The sequence below is a fragment of the Citrobacter sp. CK206 genome, assembly GCF_030333125.1.
GTDB classification, from domain to species: domain Bacteria; phylum Pseudomonadota; class Gammaproteobacteria; order Enterobacterales; family Enterobacteriaceae; genus Citrobacter_B; species Citrobacter_B koseri.
The window spans coordinates 19,556-40,078 of the sequence record NZ_JAOWGM010000029.1 but is presented as its reverse complement, the minus strand read 5'-3'; the positions used below and the strand labels follow the sequence as shown (position 1 = coordinate 40,078).

Here is a 20,523-nt window from a genome sequence, read left to right as displayed (position 1 = left end):
CCGGCCTACGGTTGTGCAGTTGTAGGCCTGATAAGCGCAGCGCCATCAGGCGTAGGTGCTGCCGGATGACGGCGTAAACGCCTTATCCGGCCTACGGTTGTGTCGTTGCAGGCCTGATAAGCGCAGCGCCATCAGGCGTTGCGTGCTTAAACCGCTGCGACTTTCTCACGCAATGCGCGTTTTTCCGCTTCGCTTAAAAACGCCATTTCCAGACCATTGATCTGCGCCTGACGAATCTGCTCGCGGGTTAATCCTGCCGCCGGCGCCGCTACCGTGTATTCGTGAATAATATCCACACCCTGTACCGCGGGATCATCCGTATTCAAACTTGCCAGCACGCCATGCTCAAGGAACGTTTTCAGCGGATGCGCAGCCAGCGAGGCAACGGTGCTGGTTTGGATATTAGACGTCAGACAGGATTCGATACCGATTCGCTGCTCGACCAGAAAATCCATCAGCGCGCGATCTTCCACGGCCTTCACGCCATGACCGATACGTTCGGCGCCCAGTTCGCGAATGGCCTGCCAGATGCTCTCCGGGCCCGCCGCTTCGCCAGCATGTACGGTAATATGCCAGCCCGCATCACGCGCGCGGTTAAAGTGAGAGAGGAACAGACTGCCTGGGAAGCCAAGTTCATCGCCCGCTAAGTCAAGCGCGGTAATGTGATCGCGGTGCGCCAGCAGCGCTTCCAGTTCCTGCTGACAGGCCGCCTCGCCGAAAGTACGGCTCATGATGCCGATCAGACGAGCTTCAACGCCAAAAGTCTGGCACCCTTCACGTACGCCAGCGATGACCGCTTCGACCACACCTGCAACAGGCAACTGGTGCGTCATCGCCATATAACCCGGAGAAAAACGCAGTTCGACATAATGCAGGCCGTTGCGGGCGGCATCTTCAATATTTTCAAAGGCCACGCGACGACAGGCATCCAGCGACGCCAGAACTTTAACGCCCCAGTCGAGCTTTGCCAGAAAACTGACCAGGTCAGGCTCCGTTGAAGTGATCTGCACATGCGGAATGAGCGCGTCAAGCGTTTGTGCCGGAAGGGCTAAATTGAACTGGCGGCCAAGATCAAGAATAGTTTGGGCACGAATGTTGCCATCAAGGTGGCGATGAACGTCAGTTAACGGAAGGGAAGTATCAATCATGGTCGCACTCTTTTTTAATATAAAAGTGCTCGCCATTATAAAAATAAAACGGGCGTAAAATCTATGTTGCGCAATAAATAATTTTATTGCGCAATCATTGTCAGCGTATAGCGTGGATCGCGTTGATCAGCCCGTTAACGCCTTTTTCGAGCTTCGAACGTGGACAACCGGCATTAAGACGAACAAACCCGCGACCTTCTTCGCCATAAGTATACCCAGGCATGATGGCCACTTTCTGCTGATGAATCAGCGCATCCTGTAAGGCGTGGTCGTCAATATTCAGCGCGCGCAGATCAATCCAGGCCAGATAGGTCGATTGCGGAACCTGCCAGTTTAGCGTCGGGAACGCGGTGTTTAACGCATGCGCGATATAATTCAGGTTATCAGCAAGATACTCGCGCAGGGTATCCAGCCACGGCGCGCCCTGTTGATAAGCGGCAATGTGCGCGCTAAGCGCCAGAACGGCGGGTGACGACAGCCCGTCACGCCCCTTCAATACGCTGAGGTAACGATTGCGGCTTTCCTCATCGCCGATGAGCCCGTAGGCGCCGGTCAGCGCCGGAATGTTGAAGCTTTTTGACCCGGAGGTCAGCAGCGCCCAACTATCACGCGCCACATTGCTCCAGGGGATATGCGGCTGCGCGCCCCATACCATATCCATGTGGATTTCATCGGAGATGACCCGCACGCCGTGACGATGACATAGCTCAGCCATCGTCTCCAGTTCATCGCGCGTCCATACCTTTCCGGTAGGGTTCTGCGGGCTGCACAGCAGGAGAATTTTACTCTCTGGCCGGGCGAGCACCGCTTCCAGCGCGGCCATATCGCAGTGCCAGCCGTCCGCATTTTTCTGTAGCGTAACCGCCATAACGGTACGCTGGTTGCCTTCGATGGCGTTATAGAACGCATCGTAAGCGGGGGTGTGAATCACCACCCCTTCACCGACGGATGACCACTGGCGGATCAGCTCCGACACCATGTAGATCACGGAGGGGCCGTACACGATCGACTGCGGGTCGACCGTGGTGTGGTGACGGGTTGCGAACCAGTGGGCGATCGCCCCTAAAAACTCATCGTTTTTCCAGCGGCTGTAACCCAGCACGCCGTGCGCCAGACGTTGGTTGATGGCCTCCAGGATGCACGGCGCGGTAGCGAAATCCATATCCGAGATCGTAAACGGGAGCAGGTCAGGGGCGCCAAAGCGATCGGCGACATAATCCCACTGCGTGCACCACGTACCGTGACGATCCACCACCTTTGAAAAATCGAACATATCGTTGTCCTTATGCCTCAACCGTGTTCATCAGACCCGCCATTTCATCCTTAACGGACTGTACCTGAGGGCCAATAACCACCTGTAAGTTATGTTGATTCAGCTGTACTACGCCGATAGCGCGATTGTCCTTCAGCGCCTGTACATTCACAAGCGACATATCCTTCACTGACAGACGCAGACGGGTAATGCAGTTATCCAGGCTGACGATATTTTCACTGCCGCCAAGCGCGGCCAGAATCGCCGGGACGTTATAGCCTGATTTCCCTGGCGCGCCCGCCATGACTTTTTCAATATTGCTGGCGATTTCGGTATCGCGGCCCGGCGTTTTCAGATTAAAGCGCGTAATGGCGAAACGGAAGATGACGTAGTACACCGCGAACCAGATGGCGGCGACCACCGGAACCAGATACCACTTGGTCGACAGACCGTGCAGGATCCCGAATACCACAAAGTCGATGATGTTGCCGTCGGTGTTGCCGATGGTGACGCCGAGGATCGCCATGATGGTGAATCCCAGACCTGTCAGCAGGGCGTGAATCACATACAGCACAGGCGCGACGAACAGGAACAGGAATTCCAGCGGCTCTGTGGTACCGCCAACGACACAGGCGATAAGGCCAGAAATCAGCAGCCCCTTAATTTTGTGACGATTTTCAGGACGCGCGCAGTGGTACATCGCCAACGCGGCGCCCGGCAAGCCGCCGAGGAAGGCAGGCATTTTCCCCTGAGACAGGAAGCGGGTCGCACTTTCAGAGAAGCCGTGCGTTGTCGGGCAGCTCAGCTGCGCCTGGAAAATGGTCAACGCGCCGCTCACGCTATGGCCGCAGACTTCCTGAGTACCGCCCGCTTCGGTAAAGCGAATCAGCGCGACAAGAATGTGGTGCAGGCCGAACGGCAGCAGCAGGCGCTCACCCGTACCAAAGATCATCGGGCCGAAATCACCCGCGCTATTGATAATGTGGCCCAGACCGCTGATGCCCATTGCAAAAACAGGCCATACCAGCGGAATGACCAGCCCGACCAGTCCCATCACCACGGAAGAGACGATCGGCACGAAACGCGTACCGCCAAAGAAAGCCAGCGCATCGGGCAGACGAATATTGTGGAAACGCTCATGCAGCATCCAGACAACGATACCGGCGATCACCGCCCCCAGAATCCCCGTGTCGATAGACTGAATCCCGAGGATATTCTGTACGTTATTGGCTTTCAGAATGGCGGCGTCAGTCGTCGGCAGAATGCCTTTCGCCGTTAACCAGAAGTTCACGGCAAGGTTCATTACGGCGTAACCGACGAAACCGGCAAACGCGGCGACACCTTTGTTTTCACGCGCCAGACCGAGCGGAATTGCGATACAAAACATCACCGGGAGGAAGCTAAAAGCGAACGAGCCGACTTTACTCATCCAGGTAAAGATGGCCTGTAGCACCGGGTTGCCCAGCGCCGGGAGCAGGGTGACGACATCGTGGCTGCTTAACGAGCTGCCGATCCCCAGCATGATCCCGCAGAAAGAGAGCAGCGCCACGGGCAGCATAAACGTTTTACCCAACTGCTGGAAAAATTCCCATAATGTTATTTTTGGTGTTGTCTTCGTCGTCATCTAACGACTCCTCGTGAAAAAGAAGGCTGTGGTCAATTATTTGAGCGAGAAGATAAAACGTTTTACCTAATTTTAGTGCGGCGCAAATCACATTATCGAACGATAATAAAGCGTATAAATATAAGTGATTGATAAAACGTTTTATCTGTCACGTTATCAGGGAGCTTTCTTTTTTCATGGCTATAGCCAAAAAAACCACCATCCATGATGTCGCGTTGGCGGCTGGCGTCTCCGTCAGTACCGTCTCATTAGTGCTCAGTGGCAAAGGGCGGATTTCGTCAGCCACCGGCGAGCGGGTTAACGCGGCGATTGAACAGCTGGGCTTTGTGCGTAACCGCCAGGCATCGGCGCTTCGCGGTGGGCAAAGCGGCGTCATTGGGCTGATTGTGCGCGATCTGTCTGCGCCTTTTTATGCGGAACTCACGGCCGGGTTGACAGAGGCGCTGGAAGCGCAGGGGCGCATGGTCTTTTTGTTGCACGGCGGTCAGGATGGCGAACAGCTGAGTCAGCGCTTCGCTATGCTCCTTAATCAGGGGGTGGATGGCGTGGTGATCGCCGGAGCGGCGGGTAGCAGCGATGCGCTCCGGGAACGGGCAGAAGAAAAAGGGATTCCGGTGGTGTTTGCCTCGCGCGCCAGTTATCTGGAAGAGGTGGATACTGTCCGGCCGGATAACATGCAGGCGGCGCAGCTACTGACGGAACATCTGATTCGCCTTGGGCATCAGCGGATCGCGTGGCTGGGAGGGCAAAGCTCCTCATTAACGCGCGCGGAGCGCGTCGGCGGCTATTGCGCGACGCTGCTGAAGTTTGGGTTGCCTTTTCACAGCGACTGGGTGCTGGAGTGCGCATCCAGCCAGAAGCAGGCCGCCGAAGCCATTACCGCATTATTGCGGCATAACCCGACCATCAGCGCAGTGGTGTGCTACAACGAAACCATTGCGATGGGAGCATGGTTTGGCCTGATGAAAGCGGGGCGGCAGAGTGGTGAAATTGGCGTTGATCGCTATTTTGAACAACAGATCTCGCTGGCGGCGTTTGCTGATGTGGCGGAAAACGTGCTGGACGATCTGCCGATCATCTGGGCCAGCACGCCAGCCCGCGAAATTGGCTATACCCTTGCGGAGCGCATCTTGCAACGGATTGGTCATGAAGAGAGCCATTCGCGCAGCCAGACCATTTCCGCTCGTCTGGTGACGCAAAAATAGCGTAGCGGGACAGGTGTTTGAATAGCGGCCCGACGGGAAAGTCCCGCCGGGCGCGGGACGTACAGAAAACTTACTGCTGAGGAATAGCCGGAGCGTCCGGCACGGAGAGCGCAGGCATACCAAACATGCCGACAAACTCTTCCAGCGTCATTTTTTGCCCGTTGAGCGTTACCTGACCATTGGCATACTGTAGGTTGGTGGCAATGGTATTATCCTGCAACGTGGTGATGCGGAACATTTGCCCCATCGCGGCTAACCCTTTGACTTGTTGATTCGCCAGCTTATCGGCATCTTCCTGCTGATAACCTTCCAGTCTGGCGACCTGGGTCATAAACTCAACGGCCATATCCATCGGGATCGTCAGCTTCGCGTCAAGAGATTTAACGGAACGATCCACTTCCTGAGTCAGCGTTTGCGGTTCTTCAGTGGTCGCGGCCGGATCTTTCAGGAACAAGGAGAGGTTCAGCGCGGTCTCGCCTTTAGCGTTTTTCCAGCTTAACGGCGCGACGGTAATCACCGGTTCGCCCTTCATCAGCAGCGGCAGGGCGCCAAAGAACGCTTCGGTCACTTTCTCCTGATAAAGCTCAGGATTTTGCACCACCTCGGGTTGCGTCATCAGCGCCTGAGTCTGAGCGTTATACTGGCGGCTAAACTGGTGCCAGGCTTCACCATCGATCTGTCCCACTTTCAGCGTCAGCTTGCCGCTACCCAGATCCTGATTCTGCACTTTAAGGCTGTTCAGCGAGTAATCCAGCTGGCTATTGATGGTTTTGCCGTCGTTGACGAGATCGGACTTACCGTCGATCACCATGCCCTCCAGCACGGCCATCTCTTTACCCTCTACCGATACCGTCATTTTTTCCAGCGACAGCGTCTGGTTGCCAATACGCTCGCCGAAGCTGGCCAGGGTGCTGGAACCGTTGGTTTTCAGGTTATTAAAAGTAATCTGGACTTTCTGGTTATATTCGTTGACGGCATCCACCAGGCCGCTTTGCGCTTCGCCTGACAGTGAAACGACATTGCCGTCTTTATCGGCATTCAGCTGAAATTCCCCGCCGCTAAAGGCGACTTTTTCACCGTTATTTTCATAATTCAACGGCTTGAGCGAGATATCTGAGCGGGTATCGCCGCCATAACCAATCCGGGAATTAATCTCGACCGGCGTCTCGCCTTTTGCGATATCAAACAACGGTCTGGTGACGTCGTTGTTGACCAGGGTCGTCTTCACCGAGGCCATCGCAGGGATAAGGTTAAACGATTTCAACTGTGCGAACGGGAAAGGGCCATGATCCACCGCTTCGTTCAGTACGACGCTTTGTCCTGGTTTCAGCCAGGGGTTTTCCTTGCCTTCGACAGGCTTCGCCACCAGCTGTAACTGGCTGCTGAAAATGCCGCGCTGGTAGTTTTGATAGCTCAGCTCAATGGCGGCTTCAGGCGCCGTGCGTTTAAGCTGCTCATTTGCCTGATTCACCATCTGTGCGAGATGCGTTTCTAGTTTTTTCCCGGTGTACCAGGCCCCGCCTGTCCAGACCACGCCCAGGGCGACGATCACACCTGTAGCTACCAGCGATTTTTTCATATCGATTATCCATAAAAATGAAACCAGGCGGATTAAACCGCCTGGAGAAGTTGTGAGCCTTTAACTAGCTTAGCAAGAGTTGTTAAAAAATTCAGTATGTTGCTACAGCTTGTTGTAAACCCTGGCCAAACGGCCCACGCCGCTGGCGTTGACCGGAGACTCATCAGCGCCGATAAACGCGGATTCACCGGGTTTCAGCACCAGACGCTGCTCGCCCTTGCTCAGCACCGCTTCGCCTTCCACGCAGAACAGAATGGCGGCGCTCTGCTGGCTGATGGCCGTTTCCTGAGCGGAGAGGTCATGCAGCGAAAACGCGAAATCTTCCACCGGAATCGGGAAGTCCAGTTCCGCACCGTGTTTTACCGGCGTTGTCAGCAGCTGATCGGCTGGTTTGGCAACGAATTTGACGTTCGCGACCAGCTCAGGAATGTCGATATATTTCGGCGTCAGCCCGGCGCGCAGGACGTTATCGGAGTTCGCCATCACTTCCAGCGCCACGCCCTGCAAATAGGCATGAGGCGTTTCGGCAAACAGGAACATGGCTTCGCCAGGGTTCAGCTTGACCACGTTCAGCAGCAGTGGAGAGAAGAGGCCGCTGTCATCCGGGTAAAATTCGGATATGACGCGGATCGTCTGCCACGGTTCACCCTGTTGGCTGTTCAGCGCCGCTTTTAGTACCGCCAGTGCGCGGGATTTTTCATCGCCCTGCATATTGAGCAGGCTGGCGAACAGCTGGCTCAGGCGTTCGGCATTCGGCTCTTGCAGGAAGTGGGCAATGGCGGTATGCGCGCCGGAAACAGGTTGCAGCAGGGAGACAATCTCAGAGAACTCGCGGAATGCGTTCATCGCCAGGAAAGGCGTCAGGGCAAAGACCAGTTCAGGCTTGTGGTTCGGATCTTTATAGTTACGCTCGGCGGCATCCATCGGAATACCGGCCGCATTCTCTTTCGCGAAACCAATTTCTGAGTTGTGTTTATTCGGATGAACCTGGATGGAAAGCGGCTGCGCGGCACACAGCACTTTAAACAGGAAGGGCAGTTCGCCAAAACGTTTTGCGACAGACTCGCCCAGCAGTGTGGCTTTATCGTGCTCAATCACGTCGCGTAACGAGACGGTTTGCCCGTCAGCGCCTTCAATTCGGGAGCTGCTCTTGGGATGGGCGCCCATCCAGAGCTCTGCCATTGGCTGCTGAGACGGATTCGCAATGCCGTAGAGTTCCGTTAACGCAGTTTTACTACCCCATGCATAGTTTTGCACTGAGTTGATGAGTTTTTGCATTATCAAGCCCTGTTTCAATATGGAAATTAATTCGCGTATTAAACCAAGAAACCCGCGGGAAGTAACCTCTGCGCGCAAAAAGTCGTACTTGTCTCAGTTTTTGTTAAAAAATTGTGTAGGATAGTGTAACTCGCTTTTTACACCCTGACGCATTCGGGTTGCAGGACAATAACATGTCTGCCGCTGGAGGCGTGACGGGTAAGCAGGGCAATGGAACATCTGCCCAGAGAATAACCAGACCGAGCAGTAAGTGAGAGAACAATGTCGAACAAACCCTTCCATTATCAGGCTCCTTTTCCCCTCAAAAAGGACGATACCGAATATTACCTGCTGACCAGTGAACACGTTTCCGTTGCCGAATTTGAAGGGCAGGAAGTGCTTAAGGTCGCTCCTGAAGCGCTGACGCTGATGGCGCGTCAGGCATTCCACGATGCTTCCTTTATGCTGCGCCCTGCGCATCAACAGCAGGTCGCTGATATCCTGCGCGACCCGGACGCCAGCGAAAACGATAAATATGTCGCGCTGCAATTCCTGCGCAACTCGGACATTGCCGCAAAAGGGATTTTACCAACCTGCCAGGACACCGGTACGGCCATTATCGTTGGTAAAAAAGGCCAGCGCGTCTGGACTGGCGGCGGTGATGAGGCTGCGCTGGCGCGCGGCGTTTATAACACTTACATCGAAGATAACCTGCGCTATTCGCAAAATGCCCCGCTGGATATGTATAAAGAGGTCAATACCGGCACCAACCTGCCCGCGCAGATTGATCTCTACAGCGTTGATGGCGATGAATACAAATTCCTGTGTATCGCCAAAGGCGGCGGCTCCGCCAACAAAACCTATCTGTATCAGGAAACTAAAGCGCTGCTGACGCCGGGCAAACTGAAAAATTACCTGGTCGATAAAATGCGCACACTGGGGACGGCGGCCTGTCCTCCGTATCACATCGCCTTCGTGATCGGCGGGACGTCGGCGGAAGCAACGCTGAAAACGGTTAAGCTGGCCTCCGCAAAATACTATGACGAACTGCCGACGGAAGGGAACGAACACGGTCAGGCATTCCGCGACGTGGATCTGGAAAAAGAGTTGCTGACGGAAGCGCAGAATCTCGGGTTAGGCGCTCAGTTCGGCGGTAAATATTTTGCCCATGATATCCGCGTCATTCGTTTACCGCGTCACGGCGCGTCCTGTCCGGTCGGGATGGGCGTCTCCTGCTCTGCGGATCGCAACATTAAAGCGAAGATCAACCGCAAAGGTATCTGGATCGAGAAACTGGAACATAATCCGGGTAAATATATTCCCGAAGAATTGCGCCAGGCAGGCGAAGGCGAGGCGGTTCGCGTTGACCTCAACCAGCCAATGAAAGCGATCCTGCAACAGTTGTCGCAGTATCCGGTTTCAACTCGTCTGTCGCTGAACGGGACGATTATTGTGGGGCGTGATATCGCGCACGCCAAACTGAAAGAACGGATGGACCGTGGCGAAGGGTTGCCGCAGTATGTTAAAGATCATCCGATCTACTACGCGGGGCCGGCAAAAACGCCTGAAGGATACGCGTCCGGTTCGCTGGGGCCAACGACCGCAGGACGTATGGACTCTTACGTCGATCAGCTTCAGTCGCAGGGCGGCAGTATGATTATGCTGGCCAAAGGCAACCGTAGCCAACAGGTGACCGATGCCTGCCATAAACACGGCGGCTTCTATCTGGGCAGCATTGGCGGGCCTGCCGCCGTGCTGGCGCAGGGCAGCATCAGGAGTCTGGAATGCGTGGAATACCCTGAACTGGGGATGGAAGCGATCTGGAAAATTGAAGTGGAAGATTTTCCGGCCTTTATCCTGGTGGATGACAAAGGCAATGATTTCTTCCAGCAAATTCAGACTTCGCAGTGCACGCGCTGCGTGAAGTAAGACAATAAGAAGGTACATTTGCAGGCCGGGTAAGGCGCTGTGCCGCCCGGCATTTCAGAAGCGCACAAAGCGCCATGCAGTATTTATGAAGCAATCAATACTTAATCCTGACAGGTGTGTGAGCATGTCCTCAACTTCATTGTTAACAAGGAGAAAGTAATGACGACGGTACGCTGCGAGAAAGATTCGATGGGCGGGATTGATGTTCCGGCAGATAAACTTTGGGGAGCGCAAACCCAACGATCGCTGGAGCATTTTCGTATCTCCACGGAGAAAATGCCCGTCTCGCTGATCCATGCGCTGGCGCTGACCAAGCGTGCGGCAGCCAAAGTTAACGAGGACTTAGGGCTGCTGTCGGCGGAAAAAGCCTCCGCCATTATGCAGGCGGCTGATGAAGTGCTGGCCGATAAACATCCCGACGAATTTCCGCTGGCGATCTGGCAGACCGGGTCGGGCACGCAAAGCAACATGAACATGAACGAAGTGCTGGCGAACCGCGCGAGCGAACTGCTGGGCGGCGTTCGCGGCATGGAGCGCAAAGTTCACCCGAACGATGACGTCAATAAAAGCCAAAGTTCGAACGACGTCTTCCCGACCGCAATGCACGTTGCGGCGCTGCTGGCGCTACGCAAGCATCTCATCCCGCAGCTTAATGTCCTGACTGATACGCTGCGCAAAAAGTCCCATGCGTTTGCCGACATTGTGAAAATTGGCCGCACGCACTTGCAGGATGCGACGCCGCTGACGCTCGGTCAGGAAATTTCCGGCTGGGTGGCGATGCTGGAGCACAATCTCAAACATATTGAAAATAGCCTGCCGCATGTGGCGGAGCTGGCGCTGGGCGGCACGGCGGTGGGCACAGGGTTGAACACCCATCCTGAATATGCCCGCCGCGTGGCGGATGAGCTGGCGGTGATCACCTGCGCGCCATTTGTGACGGCGCCGAACAAGTTTGAAGCGCTGGCGACCTGTGATGCGCTGGTTCATGCGCACGGCGCGCTAAAAGGGCTGGCGGCGTCGCTGATGAAAATTGCCAATGACGTTCGCTGGCTGGCTTCTGGCCCTCGATGCGGCATTGGTGAAATTGCCATTCCTGAGAACGAGCCGGGCAGTTCGATTATGCCAGGTAAAGTGAACCCGACCCAGTGCGAGGCGCTGACCATGCTCTGCTGTCAGGTGATGGGCAACGATGTGGCTATCAATATGGGCGGGGCGTCGGGAAACTTCGAGCTTAACGTCTATCGCCCGATGGTTATCCATAATTTCCTGCAATCGGTACGCCTGTTGGCGGATGGGATGGAAAGCTTTAATGCGCACTGTGCGGTCGGTATTGAGCCAAACCGTGAGCGTATTAATCAACTGCTCAATGAATCGCTGATGCTGGTCACCGCGCTCAACACGCACATCGGCTATGACAAAGCGGCGGAGATCGCCAAAAAAGCGCACAAGGAAGGGCTGACCTTAAAAGCCTCCGCCCTGGCGCTGGGGTATCTCACTGAAGCCGAGTTTGATAGCTGGGTGCGCCCGGAACTGATGGTGGGCAGCATGAAGCCAGGCCGTTAATCCGCCACATACAGGTGCAACCGGGGGATGATAAGTCGCAACGGTTGCGCCTGAGGCTTAAAGCGGTGCTGAACATTGTCCGCATCGTAATTCAGTAGTTCGCCGATATCCGGCACGGTCATGCCTTTATCGGTATTGATCAGCGCGATAAGCGGCGTCGGACAGGCGTGCTGAACCTGTTTCTGCTGCCCTTTGTACCAGACGCGGGCAATCGGCTGTACCTTCACCGGTCTTTTAATCTTCAGCCGCGCCTGTTGCGGCAGGGCGGCGATATCCTGATATTCGCGCTCCAGCCTGGCCTGCCACTCTTCGCGCGTCCAGGGATGCACGCTGCGCGGCGTGTTCAGGCTTTTCTCCAGTTGCGCCAGCACCTCATCCCGGCGCAGATTCTTAATAATGTGCTTGTTGGCCCAGCCAAAACGGAGGGTGGCGGGATTCTTGATCACCGTTAACGCGCGGTAGGCATTCAACGTGATAAGACCGGGCAGATGGCGATGCACCCACTCAAAACGCGCCGCTGACGGCAATCCTGACTCCACCGTCACAATACGCTCAAATGTCGTTTTTAACTGATTGATGTGCTGGATCTGGTTTTCCAGCGCGACCTGCGTGGCATCATCAACCTGATAGCACAATACGCCGGGCAGGCGAACCGCCGCTTTGCTGCTGCGATTTTCAGACTGTTGCTGAATAAACAGGTGGCGATAGTGGCGCAGCGCCAGCGATTCGGCCTCTTTTCCCAGATGCTGCTCCACCGCAATGGTCGCCAGAGGGTTGTGCTCTGCCTCTTTGGTCACTTCGGGGAGGGAGAAGACGCGGGCAATCAGCAGCGGTTGCTGTTCGAGATTTTCTGTCAGGGTTGCCAGCGCGTGTTCTGTCTGGCGAAAAGTACCATTCAGGCGTTCGACAAGATCGTAACGGGCCATATCACCACCATTTCAGTGTCGCAGAAAGAAGGATATTAGTTACAACATACTTACTGTATATCACATCATACCTAGCCTGACCATCGTGCGCTATGCGTCAGGCAGGGGGAAATTCGGGGATGTTGTGCCAGACGGGCCAGTTGAAGGTGAATCTGGCGCCGCCCAGTTCACTTTCGCGACAGTTTACCGTTCCACCCATCGCCAGGGCGATGGAGCGCACGATGGCTAATCCCAGCCCGCAGCCTCCGGTAGCGCGGTCGCGGCTGGGATCGAGGCGCACAAAGGGTTCGAATACATGTTCGCGCGCGTCTGGCGCGATACCGGGGCCGTCGTCTTCAACAATCAGGGTCGCCTGATTGCCGCTTAACAACAGGCTGGCCTGAACGGTGGAATGGGAATAACGCAGCGCGTTATTGAGCAGATTATCCAGCACACGCTCCATTAGCCGCATATCCAGCGCGCCGTAATCGCCAGGCGTAAGCTGGCTGAACCGCACCGTGCGCCCGGGGTTGACGCTCTGTACGTCTTCCAGGTGGCTCGCCAGCCACACGGGGAGGTCGGGAACGGTGAGCGTTAACGCAGTCTGCGGCCTGTCCAGCCGCGCATAGGTCAGTAACTCTTCGATTAACGCTTCCAGTTGGCCGATATCGCGATTCAGCGCCTGCGACTCCTGTGCGCTGAGATTTTCACTCATCTCCAGCCGGTAACGCAGACGCACCAGCGGTGTACGCAGTTCGTGGGCAATGCCGTCAATAAGCTGTTTTTTACTGGCGATCAGCGCGTTGATGTTATCCGCCATCTGGTTAAAGGCGATGCCGAGACGTTCAAAACTGGAACCGTTGTCAAAGTGAAGGCGCTCTGCGAGGTGCCCTTCGCCAAAACGCTGAGCGGCGGCCTCCAGGCGCAGCATCTCCTGCCAGTGCGGGCGCATCCAGATAAACACCGGAAAGGCGAGGGAGATGGCGATAAAGGCCATCAGCGCGATATCCAGTAGCCGCATCTGGTGAAGAAAATAGAGATAAGGAACCGGCCCGACGGCCAGCACGTAATGGCTGCGGGGGATGCGCTGGATAAACGTATACTGATCGTCCAGCGCGACGATGTCGCCTTCGCGCAGCCGCTGTGTGGTAAGCGCGTCGAGTTTGTATTTATTGAGCGGCTCTACGCGCAAATCGAAAGAGAGATTAAGATCCATCTCTTTGAGGGTTTTCCCCCAGTCGCGCGGAGGGATCTCCCGCAATTCGCTGCGCATTAAATACAGCGAGCTTTTCATCAAATCATCCAGCGACTGTCTGCCTGCGCGTTCTGCGGTGAACTTATACACCAGCCCGACCAACAGGGTCATGACCAGAAAGCAGACAAACAGCAGCAGATAAAACTGAACGAACAGTTTTTTCATTGATGCACCCGGTTAATCACGCTGACTCTCTTCCCACGCATGGGGGGCAAACAGATATCCTTTGTTGCGAACCGTTTTGATTCGATAGGGCTCGGTGGCGTTATCCTGCAATTTCTTACGCAGCCTTGAGATAGCGACATCCACGCTGCGGTCCATGCCGTCGTAGCTGACGCCGCGCAAGTTTTTCAGCAGCGCGTCGCGATCCATAATCTGCCCGGCATGGGTTGCCAGTTCCCAGAGTAATTCGAAATCGGCGGTGGAAAGCGAAACCGGTTCGCCGGAGAGTGCGACTGAACGATTGACCGGGTCAATAATCAACGCGCCAAAACGCAGCGTTTTATGCGGGGTCATTGCCGTATCCTGAATGCCTTTTGCCTGCGCGGTGAGTTCATTCTGCCGTAAATGCAGGCGCAGACGAGCGAGGAGCACGGCAGGGGGCGTGGTTTTCAGGATGTAGTCGCAGGCACCCATTTCCAGCGCCAGGATGTGGTTCATGTCGCTGTCCAGCGAGGTCAGCAGGACAATCGGTCCTTGCCAGCGGCCTCGCAAATCGCGGCAAATGGTCATGCCGTCTTTGCCCGGCAGCATGATATCCAGTAACACCAGCTCGGGTTGCGTGCGAAGGATCGTCTCTTCAGCCAGATCGCCGCGAGGTTCAATCAGCACCTCAATATCGTGTTTCGCCAGATAAGCGGCAATTAGCGAGCCAACTTCAGGGTCATCCTCAACAAATACGATGGTGTTCATAACGTTCATTACGCGGAGAAAACGCCAACATACACCGCCTCCGTTTTCCCTTCCATTAATCTTTTCTAAACGAGAGCGCTTCCGTTATGCTACAGCCTCAATGTTATTGATGTGTTAAGGCATCGAAATGGGACTCGTGATAAAAGCCGCGCTGGGTGCGCTGGTGGTGGTATTGATTGGTTTGCTGGCAAAAACAAAAAATTACTATATCGCCGGATTAATTCCGCTTTTTCCGACATTTGCACTGATTGCCCACTATATTGTCGCCAGCGAGCGCGGAATTGACGCGTTACGCACGACCATTGTATTCAGTATGTGGTCGATCATCCCTTATTTTGTCTACCTCGCCACGCTTTGGTATTTCACCGGTTTTCTGCGTTTGCCCGTTGCGCTCGGCGGGGCGGTGGTGTGCTGGGGCCTGAGCGCATGGCTGCTGATATTTTGCTGGATCAAACTGCATTAACGCAGGTGCCGGCCGCCATCCACGGCGAAACTGCGGCCGGTAACGAAGCAACTGGTGAGAAGGTAATCCACCAGGTCGATTACCTCTTTCTCGCCGGGCGCTGTCTTCATCAGGGATTTATTGAGCGCCTGCTGACGGTACTCGGCGTCGTCGTTTTCGTTAAACAGGATCAGCGACGGGGCGATGGCGTTGACTTTCACTTCCGGGGCCAGTTTGCGGGCAAAGGAGCGGGTCATATTATCCAGCGCTGCTTTACTGGCGGCATAGGCGATGTGTTTGTCGCTGCCGCGTTCCACAACATAGTCCGTAAAATGGATGATATCGGTGGCCGCATGTCCGTGGCCGCGCAACAGTCTTTCCAGCGCATGGTTTAACAGATAGGGCGTATTGACGTGAATCTGCATCATGCATGCCAGCACGTCAGAGAGCGGGGTGCCAGGCGCCTCGGCCATCCAGGCGCTGGCGTTATGCAAAATAGCCCGCAGGCCTGGCGTATGGGTTTTTATCTTCTCAGCAAATGCCAGGACGCCGTCATCGGTGGAAAAATCGGCCTGAATGCACAGCGCGCCCGCTTGCGTCAGGCCGTCGATGGCCGGATAGTGCGTCCGGTAGCTGACAATCACCGGCTGTTTTTGATTGAGAAAGTGCCACGCGAGCGCGAGACCGATGCGGCGGCCTCCTCCCGTGATAAGGATGGGCAAGGGCTGGTTTTTACCCATTGTAGTCTCCTTTGGCATCAAACAATGGGGCGACGATTACCCCACCAACATCCACGTAGCCGGAACAGCGGCGATGAGTAGCAGACCGATCAACATCACTTCCTGACGATTCAGGACATTATCGTGCGTATGCGTCTTGCGTGCGTAGAGGAAAACTAACAATCCCGGCGCATACAGCACCACCGACAGCAACAGGTGCATCGGGCCGGACGCATACAATAACCATAAGCCATAAATGCAGGCCCCGACACCTACCGCCTGATGAAGAGGGCGCGCGGCGATTTTCAGCAGGAACGCGCCGACCAGGAAATAGGGTACCAGAATCATCTCTGAAGCAATCGTCAACAGCGTGTTGTAATCCGAACCTGTGAGCCAGATCAGCACCAGGCAGATCTGAACGCACGCGTTGGTGAGCCACAGCGAAGCCGATGGCGCGCCTTGCGCATTCTGGCGGGCGAAAATGCGCGGGAAGGCTTTATGCGTTGAGGCCAGAAACGGCACTTCCGCCGCCATAATGGTCCAGCTCAGATAAGCGCCGCAGACTGAAACGATAAGACCCGCCGCGATAATGATTTCGCCCCACGGCCCCATCATTTTCACCATCAAACCCGCCATTGACGGATTGCGAATCTCCGCCAGTTCCGGGCGGGCGACGACGCCTAAAGAGAGCAGCGTCACCAGCAGGTAGACGCCCAATGCGGCGAGAACCGCCAGCAGCGTCGCACGTCCGACATCACGCTTATTTCTCGCCCGGGCGGAGACGACAACCGCGCCTTCCACGCCGATAAACACCCACAGCGTGATGAGCATCGTGTTTTTAACCTGCTCCCAGACGGGAACGCCCAGCGCCAGACCGGTGAAATCCAGGCTGAACGTATCGAGCTTAAACATGATGATAGCCAGGACGATGAACAACCCCAGCGGCAACAGCTTCGCCAGCGTCGCGACCAGGTTGATGCTGGCGGCGGTTTGCACACCGCGCAGCACCAGGAAGTGCACCACCCAAAGCAGTACCGACGCGCCGATGATGGACTGCCAGGTATTGCCGTCGCCAAACAAGCGGAGTTCCGGCGTATCGGTAAAGAAGCTCAGGGCAGAAAAAACGATAACCAGATAAGAGACGTTGGCGATAACGGCACAGAGCCAGTATCCCCAGGCGGAGCAGAAACCGATCAGTTCGCCGAAACCTTCGCGCGCGTAGGTGAAAATCCCGCCATCCAGTTCCGGGCGAACGCGCGTCAGGATCAGCATAGCGAAAGCCAGTAGCAGTATCCCGACGCCCGTAATCGCCCAGCCAATCAGCAGCGCTGCCGGGCTGGCCACCGCTGCCATGTTCTGTGGCAGACTAAACACACCTGCGCCAAGCATTGAGCTTAAAACCAGCGCGGTCAGCGCGCTCAGTCCCAGTTTCTTTTCCATCGGTATCCAGTTATAAAAACGAGAGTGGGAGAATAATTATTTTGGCAAAACGCATAAAAATGGTGAAAGCCACTAAGGCGCGGGATTTTACGGAGAGAAGAGACCGCATGCAATGATCTCTGAAACATTTGTGACTAAAAATGCTAAAGGTGGGTAGATTTCACATAGGGCAGCATCGTATTGGCGCCTGATGGCGCTACGCTCATCAGGCCTACTAACACGTAGGCCGGATAAGATGCCTGGTCTCGCCATCAGGCGTTATGACAACACCGGATGGCGGGAGCGTACTTTACTTATACAGGTCGGCGCTGATCGTCATGTTGTTACCACGTTCCTGCCACTGGCGGGTAATGTGATAATATTTCGCGCCTTTCTTCGCCGCACGCTTGGCAACCTGGTAGGAGACTTCCGTCATGTTGCCGTAGTTGCCGGTGAATTTGATGCTGTCAAACGGCACCATCATCGCAGCGGTCGCTTTGTTCAGCTCTTCGACTTTCGTTCCGTCAGGCAGAGTGACAGTGTAACGCCCACCTTTTGAGGATTGCGTTTCGAAGAAACGTCCGACTTCAGCGCTTGGAGAAGCGGTCGTCGCGACGCCCGGAATCTCCACTTTCTTCGCCGCTTCACCGCCGGCGGCCAGCGCTGCGCGACCCGCATCGGAATCAGCAGGAATAACGTCCGGGCTCTGGACAACGCGTTTCTTCGCATCTTCTTTATAGATAAACGCGGTAATACGCTGGTTGCCGCCCTGGTTGGCATCGACCTGACGCACAATGTAGAACGAGTAGGCGCCTTTCGCTTTTGCTGCTTTGGTGATGGCGTCATTCACTTCCGGCTGGCTACGGTAGAAACCCTGCACCGTTACGGTGTCGTAAGGTTCCAGCAGCACGGCCTGATCTTTCGGTAATTCGACGATACCGTTAATTACACGGTTTTGAGGCGCGTCGGATTTTGGCGCGTCTGATTTATAAACGTCAGCCACGACACGCCAGTTACCGCTGTTGCCAAAATCGGACGTATCAACAACATAAAAAGAGGCTGCACCTTCTTTATCTGCGCGGCGGGATACGGCATTTACCGCATCGCCAATGGCATTAAAACGCCCGGTGACCACAATGCGGTCATAAGGTTTTAGTGCTGCCGCTTGCTCCGGCGTCAGTTCTGTCGCTGCATTTACGGAAAAAGCAGTCGCAGAAAGCAGTGCGGACGCCAGGAGAGTGTTCTTAAGCTTCATAAAAATAATCCTTCGCCTTGCGCAAACCAGGTACTGGTATTGTTATTGACTAGAAACGTGGCTGATTATTGCATTTAAACCCTGCAAATGTCTGCGTCATTTTTCACTCATCGTACCGCCTGAAGTGACAAGAATGATAACATTTGGTGATATGTCTAAAAAACAGGCGCTTGACCGGCAAAACTGATAAAGCATACGCATTTTATAAGTTAATTTAATGTTAAACGATTGAATGTCGATGGCGCTAAATCATGTTTTGCCGCTTCGCTTGAGCGAATTATCGGTCACTGAAGGCGATTTCAAGGTCATTATTCCTGTTTGTGGGCTGAATCGTTCATATTTTGCAAATTTCATAATAAATACTGTTTTTTGGCGCTAGATCACAGGCGCTATTTTCAGTAGGTTATAGAGAGTTTGTTACTGTTTTATTTTTCCGGGGTAGCACTTACCTCTTACGCAGGCGTGCGTATGCATCCTGCGATCACTGACAAACCATCATCAAAAAAACCGATGGAAGGGAACATTATGCGAATTGGCATACCAAAAGAGCGGTTAACCAATGAAACCCGAGTCGCAGCAACGCCAAAAACGGTTGAGCAACTGCTGAAACTGGGTTTTACCGTCGCGGTTGAAAGCGGCGCGGGTCAACTGGCAAGTTTTGACGATAAGGCATTTACAGAAGCGGGCGCAGAAATTGTAGAGGGAAATGCGGTCTGGCAGTCAGAGATCATCCTGAAGGTCAATGCGCCGGAAGACGATGAAATTCCTTTACTGAATGCGGGCACGACGCTGGTGAGTTTCCTCTGGCCGGCGCAGAATCCTGAGTTATTGCAAAAACTCGCGGAACGCAATGTAACCGTGATGGCGATGGACTCCGTGCCGCGTATTTCGCGCGCGCAGTCGCTGGATGCCCTGAGTTCAATGGCCAACATCGCCGGTTATCGCGCGATTGTGGAAGCCGCACATGAATTTGGTCGTTTCTTTACCGGGCAAATTACCGCTGCGGGCAAAGTGCCGCCAGCGAAAGTGATGGTGATTGGCGCGGGCGTCGCAGGTCTGGCGGCCATTGGCGCGGCAAACAGCCTCGGCGCCATTGTACGTGCGTTTGATACCCGTCCAGAGGTAAAAGAGCAGGTTCAGAGTATGGGCGCTGAATTCCTCGAACTGGATTTTAAAGAGGAAGCGGGCAGCGGCGATGGCTATGCCAAAGTGATGTCCGAAGCGTTTATAAAAGCGGAAATGGAACTCTTTGCCGCGCAGGCGAAAGAGGTCGATATTATCGTCACGACCGCGCTAATCCCGGGTAAACCAGCGCCGACGCTGATCACGCGCGAGATGGTTGATTCCATGAAGTCCGGCAGCGTGATTGTCGATCTGGCCGCGCAAAACGGCGGTAACTGTGAATACACCGTCGCCGGTCAGGTGACCACGACCGACAATGGCGTGAAGGTTATCGGTTACACCGATCTGCCGGGCCGTCTGCCGACGCAATCCTCCCAGCTTTACGGCACCAACCTGGTCAACTTGCTTAAGCTGCTGTGCAAAGAGAAAGACGGCAATATCGACGTCGACTTTGACGACGTGGTTGTGCGCGGCGTAACGGTCGTGCGTGACGGTGAAATTACCTGGCCCGCGCCGCCGATTCAGGTGTCTGCTCAGCCGCAGGCTGCGCCGCAAGCGGCTCCTGCGCCGAAAGAAGCGGAAAAACCGGTTTCACCGTGGCGTAAATATGCGCTGATGGCGCTGGCGATCATTCTGTTTGGCTGGCTGGCTGACGTGGCGCCGAAAGAGTTCCTCGGCCACTTCACCGTTTTCGCACTTGCTTGCGTGGTGGGTTACTACGTGGTGTGGAACGTTTCGCACGCGCTGCATACGCCGTTGATGTCTGTGACTAACGCCATCTCAGGGATTATCGTTGTCGGGGCATTGTTACAGATTGGCCAGGGAGGCTGGGTGAGTTTCCTGAGCTTTATCGCGGTGCTTATCGCCAGCATTAATATTTTCGGTGGCTTCACCGTGACTCAGCGTATGCTGAAAATGTTCAGGAAAAACTAAGGGG

Annotated in this window: 16 protein-coding genes; 5 read left to right on the top strand and 11 right to left on the bottom strand. The window is 55.0% G+C overall.

Annotated elements, in window-relative coordinates; genetic code table 11:
• Window positions 1-146: 146 nt before the first annotated feature.
• The 3 genes from add to malX all read right to left on the bottom strand — a co-directional run bounded on the left by add (window position 147) and on the right by malX (window position 4,024).
• A complete protein-coding gene (add, locus tag OGX81_RS14945) occupies window positions 147-1,148 on the bottom strand; it encodes an adenosine deaminase (protein WP_047457232.1) in 1,002 nt (333 codons plus the stop codon).
• Window positions 1,149-1,248: 100 nt separating this feature from the next.
• Window positions 1,249-2,421, bottom strand: a complete 1,173-nt coding sequence (locus OGX81_RS14940) for a MalY/PatB family protein (protein WP_104868703.1) — start codon at window positions 2,419-2,421, stop codon at window positions 1,249-1,251.
• 10 nt (window positions 2,422-2,431) lie between these two features.
• On the bottom strand, window positions 2,432-4,024 hold the full coding sequence (malX, locus tag OGX81_RS14935; RefSeq protein ID WP_012132501.1) for a maltose/glucose-specific PTS transporter subunit IIBC: 1,593 nt from the start codon (window positions 4,022-4,024) through the stop codon (window positions 2,432-2,434).
• Between the two features lie 176 nt (window positions 4,025-4,200).
• Between malX and OGX81_RS14930 the strand changes: the two genes are divergently transcribed.
• Window positions 4,201-5,229 (top strand): Mal regulon transcriptional regulator MalI, encoded by a 1,029-nt coding sequence (locus OGX81_RS14930; protein WP_104868702.1) that lies wholly within the window; start codon window positions 4,201-4,203, stop codon window positions 5,227-5,229.
• A gap of 70 nt (window positions 5,230-5,299) precedes the next feature.
• Here the strand turns inward: OGX81_RS14930 and OGX81_RS14925 are convergent, their stop codons facing one another.
• Entirely contained in the window at window positions 5,300-6,808 is a 1,509-nt protein-coding gene (locus OGX81_RS14925; protein ID WP_110123531.1) for a YdgA family protein, read from the bottom strand.
• Window positions 6,809-6,910: 102 nt separating this feature from the next.
• Complete coding sequence (gene manA, locus OGX81_RS14920; RefSeq protein WP_104868700.1) at window positions 6,911-8,086, bottom strand: mannose-6-phosphate isomerase; 1,176 nt, start codon at window positions 8,084-8,086, stop codon at window positions 6,911-6,913.
• A 261-nt stretch (window positions 8,087-8,347) separates the two neighbouring features.
• On the opposite strand from manA, the gene fumB reads away from it, so the two are divergent.
• Both fumB and fumC read left to right on the top strand, forming a co-directional pair.
• The gene (fumB, locus tag OGX81_RS14915) at window positions 8,348-9,994 is read left to right on the top strand and encodes a class I fumarate hydratase (protein ID WP_110123533.1); all 1,647 of its coding nucleotides are present in this window, start codon (window positions 8,348-8,350) and stop codon (window positions 9,992-9,994) included.
• Window positions 9,995-10,153: 159 nt separating this feature from the next.
• The gene (gene fumC, locus OGX81_RS14910; protein WP_047457217.1) at window positions 10,154-11,557 is read left to right on the top strand and encodes a class II fumarate hydratase; all 1,404 of its coding nucleotides are present in this window, start codon (window positions 10,154-10,156) and stop codon (window positions 11,555-11,557) included.
• Here the strand turns inward: fumC and tus are convergent.
• From tus to rstA, 3 genes are all read right to left on the bottom strand, one after another.
• Entirely contained in the window at window positions 11,554-12,483 is a 930-nt protein-coding gene (gene tus, locus OGX81_RS14905; RefSeq protein WP_049009311.1) for a DNA replication terminus site-binding protein, read from the bottom strand. The two genes, fumC and tus, sit on opposite strands and share 4 nt — an antisense overlap.
• A 97-nt stretch (window positions 12,484-12,580) precedes the next feature.
• Complete coding sequence (gene rstB, locus OGX81_RS14900; RefSeq protein WP_104868698.1) at window positions 12,581-13,882, bottom strand: two-component system sensor histidine kinase RstB; 1,302 nt, start codon at window positions 13,880-13,882, stop codon at window positions 12,581-12,583.
• 12 nt (window positions 13,883-13,894) lie between these two features.
• Window positions 13,895-14,629 (bottom strand): two-component system response regulator RstA, encoded by a 735-nt coding sequence (gene rstA / locus OGX81_RS14895; protein ID WP_024130356.1) that lies wholly within the window; start codon window positions 14,627-14,629, stop codon window positions 13,895-13,897.
• Between the two features lie 127 nt (window positions 14,630-14,756).
• On the opposite strand from rstA, the gene OGX81_RS14890 reads away from it, so the two are divergent.
• Complete coding sequence (locus tag OGX81_RS14890) at window positions 14,757-15,092, top strand: GlpM family protein (protein WP_012132490.1); 336 nt, start codon at window positions 14,757-14,759, stop codon at window positions 15,090-15,092.
• On the opposite strand, the gene folM is transcribed toward OGX81_RS14890, so the two are convergent.
• The 3 genes from folM to ydgH all read right to left on the bottom strand — a co-directional run bounded on the left by folM (window position 15,089) and on the right by ydgH (window position 18,464).
• Window positions 15,089-15,811, bottom strand: a complete 723-nt coding sequence (gene folM / locus OGX81_RS14885; RefSeq protein WP_047457214.1) for a dihydromonapterin reductase — start codon at window positions 15,809-15,811, stop codon at window positions 15,089-15,091. The genes OGX81_RS14890 and folM overlap by 4 nt on opposite strands.
• Window positions 15,812-15,847: 36 nt before the next feature.
• Window positions 15,848-17,230: an amino acid permease gene (locus OGX81_RS14880; RefSeq protein ID WP_012132487.1), complete on the bottom strand. Its 1,383-nt coding sequence runs from the start codon at window positions 17,228-17,230 to the stop codon at window positions 15,848-15,850.
• A 289-nt stretch (window positions 17,231-17,519) separates the two neighbouring features.
• The gene (ydgH, locus tag OGX81_RS14875; RefSeq protein WP_012132486.1) at window positions 17,520-18,464 is read right to left on the bottom strand and encodes a DUF1471 family protein YdgH; all 945 of its coding nucleotides are present in this window, start codon (window positions 18,462-18,464) and stop codon (window positions 17,520-17,522) included.
• Between the two features lie 525 nt (window positions 18,465-18,989).
• On the opposite strand from ydgH, the gene pntA reads away from it, so the two are divergent.
• Window positions 18,990-20,519 carry a Re/Si-specific NAD(P)(+) transhydrogenase subunit alpha gene (gene pntA / locus OGX81_RS14870; protein ID WP_104868697.1) on the top strand — a complete coding sequence of 510 codons (1,530 nt, stop codon included), beginning with the start codon at window positions 18,990-18,992 and terminating at the stop codon, window positions 20,517-20,519.
• Window positions 20,520-20,523 lie beyond the last annotated feature (4 nt).

Bases quoted from the DNA above. Each gene is read 5' to 3' on its own strand.
- add (WP_047457232.1), bottom strand. From the start codon at position 1,148: ATGATTGATACTTCCCTTCCGTTAACTGACGTTCATCGCCACCTTGAT.
- OGX81_RS14940 (WP_104868703.1), bottom strand. From the start codon at position 2,421: ATGTTCGATTTTTCAAAGGTGGTGGATCGTCACGGTACGTGGTGCACG.
- malX (WP_012132501.1), bottom strand. From the start codon at position 4,024: ATGACGACGAAGACAACACCAAAAATAACATTATGGGAATTTTTCCAG.
- OGX81_RS14930 (WP_104868702.1), top strand. From the start codon at position 4,201: ATGGCTATAGCCAAAAAAACCACCATCCATGATGTCGCGTTGGCGGCT.
- OGX81_RS14925 (WP_110123531.1), bottom strand. From the start codon at position 6,808: ATGAAAAAATCGCTGGTAGCTACAGGTGTGATCGTCGCCCTGGGCGTG.
- manA (WP_104868700.1), bottom strand. From the start codon at position 8,086: ATGCAAAAACTCATCAACTCAGTGCAAAACTATGCATGGGGTAGTAAA.
- fumB (WP_110123533.1), top strand. From the start codon at position 8,348: ATGTCGAACAAACCCTTCCATTATCAGGCTCCTTTTCCCCTCAAAAAG.
- fumC (WP_047457217.1), top strand. From the start codon at position 10,154: ATGACGACGGTACGCTGCGAGAAAGATTCGATGGGCGGGATTGATGTT.
- tus (WP_049009311.1), bottom strand. From the start codon at position 12,483: ATGGCCCGTTACGATCTTGTCGAACGCCTGAATGGTACTTTTCGCCAG.
- rstB (WP_104868698.1), bottom strand. From the start codon at position 13,882: ATGAAAAAACTGTTCGTTCAGTTTTATCTGCTGCTGTTTGTCTGCTTT.
- rstA (WP_024130356.1), bottom strand. From the start codon at position 14,629: ATGAACACCATCGTATTTGTTGAGGATGACCCTGAAGTTGGCTCGCTA.
- OGX81_RS14890 (WP_012132490.1), top strand. From the start codon at position 14,757: ATGGGACTCGTGATAAAAGCCGCGCTGGGTGCGCTGGTGGTGGTATTG.
- folM (WP_047457214.1), bottom strand. From the start codon at position 15,811: ATGGGTAAAAACCAGCCCTTGCCCATCCTTATCACGGGAGGAGGCCGC.
- OGX81_RS14880 (WP_012132487.1), bottom strand. From the start codon at position 17,230: ATGGAAAAGAAACTGGGACTGAGCGCGCTGACCGCGCTGGTTTTAAGC.
- ydgH (WP_012132486.1), bottom strand. From the start codon at position 18,464: ATGAAGCTTAAGAACACTCTCCTGGCGTCCGCACTGCTTTCTGCGACT.
- pntA (WP_104868697.1), top strand. From the start codon at position 18,990: ATGCGAATTGGCATACCAAAAGAGCGGTTAACCAATGAAACCCGAGTC.